At 58.6% G+C, this 6,000-nt stretch carries 8 protein-coding genes; 4 read left to right on the top strand and 4 right to left on the bottom strand.

The genetic code is table 11. The features are described from left to right. Positions 1–742: SDR family NAD(P)-dependent oxidoreductase (locus UB31_RS22340; RefSeq protein ID WP_045012425.1), on the bottom strand; the 742-nt coding region annotated here is incomplete at its 3' end. A 96-nt stretch (positions 743–838) separates the two neighbouring features. Here UB31_RS22340 and UB31_RS22335 point away from each other — a divergent pair. After that, positions 839–1,330: a MarR family winged helix-turn-helix transcriptional regulator gene (locus UB31_RS22335; RefSeq protein ID WP_045010573.1), complete on the top strand. Its 492-nt coding sequence runs from the start codon at positions 839–841 to the stop codon at positions 1,328–1,330. 35 nt (positions 1,331–1,365) lie between these two features. Next, on the top strand, positions 1,366–1,965 hold the full coding sequence (locus UB31_RS22330) for a class I SAM-dependent methyltransferase (protein WP_045012424.1): 600 nt from the start codon (positions 1,366–1,368) through the stop codon (positions 1,963–1,965). A gap of 39 nt (positions 1,966–2,004) precedes the next feature. Here the strand turns inward: UB31_RS22330 and UB31_RS22325 are convergent, their stop codons facing one another. Next, on the bottom strand, positions 2,005–2,205 hold the full coding sequence (locus UB31_RS22325) for a hypothetical protein (RefSeq protein ID WP_156175495.1): 201 nt from the start codon (positions 2,203–2,205) through the stop codon (positions 2,005–2,007). 406 nt (positions 2,206–2,611) lie between these two features. On the opposite strand from UB31_RS22325, the gene UB31_RS22320 reads away from it, so the two are divergent. Beyond that, complete coding sequence (locus UB31_RS22320) at positions 2,612–2,830, top strand: hypothetical protein (protein ID WP_045012430.1); 219 nt, start codon at positions 2,612–2,614, stop codon at positions 2,828–2,830. Between the two features lie 140 nt (positions 2,831–2,970). Beyond that, a complete protein-coding gene (locus tag UB31_RS22315; protein WP_283806096.1) occupies positions 2,971–4,476 on the top strand; it encodes a recombinase family protein in 1,506 nt (501 codons plus the stop codon). A gap of 332 nt (positions 4,477–4,808) precedes the next feature. Here UB31_RS22315 and UB31_RS22310 read toward each other — a convergent pair whose 3' ends face one another. Beyond that, positions 4,809–5,078 carry a hypothetical protein gene (locus tag UB31_RS22310; protein WP_045012421.1) on the bottom strand — a complete coding sequence of 90 codons (270 nt, stop codon included), beginning with the start codon at positions 5,076–5,078 and terminating at the stop codon, positions 4,809–4,811. Positions 5,079–5,089: 11 nt separating this feature from the next. Beyond that, the gene (locus UB31_RS22305; RefSeq protein WP_156175494.1) at positions 5,090–5,512 is read right to left on the bottom strand and encodes a hypothetical protein; all 423 of its coding nucleotides are present in this window, start codon (positions 5,510–5,512) and stop codon (positions 5,090–5,092) included. Between the last annotated feature and the right edge of the window lie 488 nt (positions 5,513–6,000).

The following is a 6,000-nucleotide window of genomic DNA, read 5'->3' as shown; positions in this document are numbered from 1 at the left end:
CGGCGAAGGCGGGATCGCTGGCGAGGCTGACGATGATGCCCGCGCCGCGTTCGGGATTGCCGACCTTCAGCCAGGTCAATAAACGCTCGAGGGGTGCTGCGAACCAAAGTTCGCGCCCGAGACCCGTCACGTTGAATCCGGGACAGAGGCAGTTTACCGCCACTCCGGTCCCCGTCAGCCTGTGCGCCAGTTCCATCGAGAACATGATATTCAACAACTTGGTCTGACCGTAGATCACCGAGGAGCCTTGAGCGGAGAACTGGCGTTTGTCGACGAGGGCGGCGAGTGGGTCAAAGCCGGCGCCTTGCCGGGAGGCTTCCGATGCGACTGTCACGATGCGTGAGGGCGCTGACCTGACAACTGTCTCAAGCAGGATATTCGTGAAAAGCCAGGGCCCCAGATAATTGACCGCGACCATCTCCGGATAGCCGTCCTTGGTGACGCGGGATTTGAACGCATGAATCCCGGCATTGTTGATCAGGGCGTCGATCCGGGGATGGCGTGAGGCGATCTCGCGTCCGAGTGCGGCAACCGAGGCCAGATCGCGGAAATCACCGTAGTGTATATCGACCTTTGTTCCGGGGGCGGCGCGTTCGATGATCTCTATTGTGGAGTCGGCCCTGGTTTTGCTGCGGGCAGTGAGAACCAGATCTGCACCTTTCTGCGCAAGCGCAACCGCGGTGCGTTGGCCGATGCCGCTGGTTCCGCCGGTCAGCACGGCGGTGAGACGAGGCGGCGACATGGGCGTTCCTTATTTTAGTGGATATATATCTACTATATAAGATAGTGGCTATTTGTCAACTAATCTGGCAGAGAACCCATAGGCAGGCGTGGAATCATGATTTCGCATTCGAGCAAAGCTCCGCGAGATGGAGGCAGGCGAGAAGCGCGCATTCGGGGGCTGGGTGCCGTACTGAACGCGCTGGTAAGCCAGTCCCGTGCTCTGACGGCACAGGCGTCGGAAACATTTTCCGCCGGGCTGCAACCGGCCGCGTTCCATATCGCGCTCTGGCTCAAGTCGTACGGCCCCGCCAAGCCGAGTGCCGTAGCGGAGGCAATGGGCATGGACCGCAGCGCGGCAAGCCGCCTCACTCGCGAGTTGGTGCGCTTGGGGTTGGTTGCGACGTTGACCGCCCCCTCCGATCGTAGAAGCATCGTCCTGTCGTTGACCGCCGATGGCCGTCGGCGGATGGAACTCGCGACGCAGGCCAAGGGCGCTGCGTTCCGGACGAGGGTAGAATCCTGGAGCGAGGAGGACCTGCTGCTGTGTACTGATCTACTGCGAAGGTTGCTTGATGTGCCGGCAAACGCCGGTGGCGAGTCGAGGTGAGGTTCGACGGCCGGCGACGAAGGAGACCGCCAAAAATGGACGACACGACACTGAGCGCCTATAATCGGGATGCCAAGGCTTTCGCCGACGATTGGGCCGCCCAGCCGGCACCGATCGATATGCACAACGTGGTGGATCGGTTTTTCATCCCCGGTCCTACTGCGGATGTCGGTTGCGGCAGCGGTCGTGACGCCGCCTGGCTCGGAGCTCGAGGCTATCCGACCGTGGGCTTCGATGCGTCTGAAGGACTTCTGGCCGAAGCGCGAAGCCGCCATCCGCAGATCGAGTTCAAACGGGCAGTCCTTCCGGCTCTTGATGGGATTCCGGAGGCAAGCTTCACCAACGTTCTCTGCGAGACCGTCATCATGCATCTCGAGCCCGAAGCCATTGCGCCAGCGGTCGCGAGGCTTCTGGCCATCCTTGTCCCAGGTGGCGTGCTCTATCTAAGCTGGCGAGTGACCGAGGGGGCCGACAGGCGAGATGAGCACGGGCGCCTTTACGCTGCTTTTGATCCGGAGCGCGTGCTTCGTTCGTTGGAGACGACGCGGATATTGCTGGACGAACAAATGGGCAGCGTCTCGTCGGGGAAGTTGATTAGGCGCATCGTGGCAGCAAGGAGCAGCGTGCATTCTTGAGCGGCTTCAACGGTAATGGGGCCAAAAGCGCCGAAAATGTCAGCACAGCCTTTGGAACGTGGTGACGCTCGACAGCGACTTCATCGTCGTCACCGGCACGAGCGACCAGATCGTGCTGACGGGTACCAGCGATACGGTGGGGGTGAACGGCAGCTCCATGACGTTGACCACGTCGGCGGTGCGGACGATGACGTTGAACGGCACCGGGAACGTGGTGACACTCGGCGGCAACGGGCTCACGGTGAACGCAAACGCCGGCGGGCTCCGTGTACGACAGGACCGGCCGCTTCTACGACGCCGTCGTGGACGGCGGGTACGTCGAGAACTTTGGATCGAACTCGGCGCTGGAGGTACTCCGCGAGATCGGCAATCTCATTCAGGACGACGGTGAACCCCATCCTCCCGGCACTCGCCGATTCATTCGGTGGGGCAAAGCGCTGCTTCTCCGAGGCGCATCTGCATCGGAGATGGGGCGATGGAGTCAAGCCGCTAGGCCTAGAGAGATCCCGCGAGATCGGGCCAAGGGTTGGTCAAGGACGAGCGGGTGGCCCCGAGGAATATTTTCGAAATACCGAAATTGAGGTTGCTCCGTCGGGCAAAACAGTGGTTCGTAAGGCGCTGGCTCCAACAACGGGGATCAGCGCAAATGGCCGACGGAATCGAGGCATCCTCCGAGCTGTCAAAGATTGCAAAGCTCAATGGCGACTTTAGGAGGAACTACGGCGCGCTGCTTGGCGCGTTCCTGTATCTGCGGTCGATCAGCGCCGCCCGAGGCCGTTCATGGTTTTGGGCCGGGCTGGTTTCGCTCCTTGGCTCGGCTGCGCTAGGATGGTTGAGCAAGCAGGGTCTTGCCGCGATCTGGTGACGCTCGGACCAGAGTGCCGCAGCCATGAAGCGCGCATCGAGCGACGTTGCAGCGGAGGCACGGATGGCCAACGCACTCATTGTTCGCCCTAGGACCGATCTGCTCTCGTCGACAAGTGGCGGGCGCGTGCCGCACAGTACGTGCGGATGTCGACGGACCACCAGCGCTACTCTACACAAAATCAGGCTGCTGCAATTGCCGTGTATGCCGCGCAGCATGATCTGGTGATTGTTCGAACCTATGCGGACGAAGGGCGCAGTGGACTTCGTATTGATCGACGCGAGGGATTGATTGAACTTATTGACGATGTTCGCAGCGGTCGAGCGGACTTCGACCACATCCTAGTCTATGACGTGAGCCGGTGGGGTCGATTTCAGGACATCGATGAGAGTGCCTACCACGAGTTCACCTGCCGCCAGGCAGGGGTCAAGGTGTGTTACTGCGCCGAGGAGTTCGACAACGACGGCAGCGTAATCGCGAGCATTGTGAAGAACCTCAAACGGGTGATGGCGGCCGAATATTCAAGAGAACTCTCGGTCAAGGTCCATGCTGGCGCATGTCGCGTCGCCAGCCTCGGATTCAAGCAGGGCGGGCCCGCGGGGTATGGCCTCGAACGAGAACTGATCAATGAAAGCGGGTGCTCAAAGGGCATCTTGCTAAAAGGCCAGCGGAAGCATCTGCAGACGGACCGGGTCGTGATCCGGCCGGGAGCGGAGAACGAGCAGCGCATTGTTGCCCGGATCTTTCGGGAGTTTGTCGTTCATCGCCGGTCCCAAGGATCCATCGTTCGCTGGCTAAACAATGAGAAAGTTCCCAACCATAGAGCGAAGGCGTGGTCATATGCCATGATCCGCCAAGTTCTGAGTAACGAAGCTTATATTGGGAATAGCGTCTACAATCGTTCCTCGTGCCGGTTGAAGCAAGCAAGGAAGCAGAATCCGCCGGAGCTATGGATTCGAGCTACAGGTCTTTTCGAACCGGTTGTCGACAAAAGCATTTTCGTCAAAGCCCAGAAGCTTTTGGAGGAGAAACAAGGCAGGTGGTCGAATGAGTGGCTACTGAAAAAGTTGCGAGAGACGCTCTCTGTGAATGGGAAGCTAAGCGCGTCGATTCTGGCTGCTACCGAAAATATGCCCAGCGCCGCACTTTACGCATACCGATTCGGCACTCTGAGGGAGGCTTTTCGACGTGTCGGCTATGTTGATTGTGAGCGGAGTTACGACTACGCCGACGCGCGGAAGCAATCTGAAGCAGAGCTGTTAAGGCAGGTCGAAAACCTGATCACTCATATCAGGGCGTGTGGCGTTACCGCAGTCTTTGATCCGCAAACCGCAGTGATCACAGTTGCCGGCAAGCTCGCTATCTCGATGCGGATGGCCCGCCACTACGTCGGGCAATGCCACGCGCCTTGTTGGTTGCTCCATCGCCGCACGATCGAGCCGGCCGAACTTATTCTTGCGCTGCGCTTGGATAAGGAGACAAACAGGGAGGTCATTGATTACTTCCTCTTACCCTTGCACGAAATGGCAAAAAACGTGATCAGTCTGACGGCGACGTCCCGCTCTCGGTTTGCGGTCTATCGTTGTCCCACAACGGACAACGTGTTGCAGGCCATCATGGAGAAGGTTGCGGCTTTGCTGACCTGAAAGAGCGCTGCTGCGGCACTTGTCCTCAAACCATCATCGTTAACAGGCTGCTCCGAACTATCTGACGCAATTCGTGGACAGAATCTCTACCGGGCCCACGCATTTTTAGAGCTGGGCCGGGGCACGAAATCCCTCACGACCCTGCACAGGGCAATGATAACAGCAAGGAAGGCGAGATCGGCGCGGCGGGCGTGAAACAATCGGTTGATATCACCGAGATGCCCCGCAAAAGAAAATAGCGCAATAAATAACCGGACAAAGGCCCAGGGCAGAGATTCCGCTTGGCGAGGCTCCGCCTTGGCCACCTATTCCAGGAAAGTCTGGTGGAACGGTTATCGTTCAGACTTCATGAGTTGCCGCGGAAGTACGAGCACTACATTGATCTGCCGATCGAGGATCTTCGAGGCGATGATCGAAATGTGCAGAGCGAACTCGTCTTCCATCTCTGCCGCGGCATCCTCGTCGCGGGCATAGACGTAGAGGATGTCGCCGTCCACTTCGTCGAACTGAATACCTCGGAAGAGCTGATCGAACCGATTTGCACCGACAATCAGCGCCATCCGCGCGGCGATCGCCTGATCCTGTACCTCAGTCACAATCATAGCGACGTGGCCTACTTTTCTTTGCCGTCGTCGACCGCAAAGACCTGGTAGTATTGCCCTGGCATTGCCTGAGTGATCACAATCTCTAATGCGACGATTTCCGCATAGCCGTTGGCTTCGTCACCGACATTGATGAGGTCTATCACAGCCAGCCCTTTGCCGGTGTCGAAGTTGGACGCCGGCGCGCCGGGAATCCGGATCAGGCCCTGCATGCTAGGTCCCTTGGTGCGGATGGCGACTTTGATCTGCGCTGTGTTTCGCCGGGGCAGTCCCGAAGAGGGGAAATCGATCCGTTGCCACTGATCAAGATCCCCTGAGGCGCGGCTCACGGGCATCGAGTCGGCCATAGGCTCGATTGCCGCAGTGGCTGGCGTGACGAGCGCGAACAGAGCAATGAGAACGAGCCGCGAAGTTGGATGCATGGTAGCGATCATCAGCCTGTCATCGGAGGGCAGTTGAAAAGTCAACCTCTACTGCTTCATTCCAAGTTGCTCTGCGCAAACGCTGCCAAGCTGGACGCCGGTAGGAATGGGCCCGTAATAGAGGCTGCTGTCCTTGTCTTCCGTGTCGAGACTTTTGATGGTTCCGCTCGGCGATGCAACGACGTTGACCTTGCAAGCGTACCCTCGCGAACTTCCCGATGCGCTGGCTTGACCGTCACGAGAGACCGAAAATGAACTCGCAGTTGCGAGTTGCCAGGAATAGGCGGTTTCGCCACTGTTCATCTTGAAACTACTTGCGGGGGGTCCCCATCGAACGACAAGAGCATCGACGTTTTTTCCGATGTAGTCTTGGCCCAACTTGGCGCGAACATCTGCGCCTGTCGCGTAACATCCGCCCAATGCCATACAGAGCACTGCAATTCCCAGCCCACGCATTTCTTCCCCCACAATCGCTATATCCAAACGCAACTTTTGCGCGA

Source organism: Bradyrhizobium sp. LTSP849, from assembly GCF_000938255.1.
Classification (GTDB): Bacteria; Pseudomonadota; Alphaproteobacteria; order Rhizobiales; family Xanthobacteraceae; genus Bradyrhizobium.
Note: the sequence above shows the minus strand (reverse complement) of the source record. Positions and strands in the feature narration are given on the sequence as shown.

What these genes read in the sequence shown, in the direction of transcription:
- UB31_RS22335 (WP_045010573.1), top strand. Translation starts at nt 839, where the DNA reads ATGATTTCGCATTCGAGCAAAGCTCCGCGAGATGGAGGCAGGCGAGAA.
- UB31_RS22330 (WP_045012424.1), top strand. Translation starts at nt 1,366, where the DNA reads ATGGACGACACGACACTGAGCGCCTATAATCGGGATGCCAAGGCTTTC.
- UB31_RS22320 (WP_045012430.1), top strand. Translation starts at nt 2,612, where the DNA reads ATGGCCGACGGAATCGAGGCATCCTCCGAGCTGTCAAAGATTGCAAAG.
- UB31_RS22310 (WP_045012421.1), bottom strand. Translation starts at nt 5,078, where the DNA reads ATGATTGTGACTGAGGTACAGGATCAGGCGATCGCCGCGCGGATGGCG.
- UB31_RS22305 (WP_156175494.1), bottom strand. Translation starts at nt 5,512, where the DNA reads ATGATCGCTACCATGCATCCAACTTCGCGGCTCGTTCTCATTGCTCTG.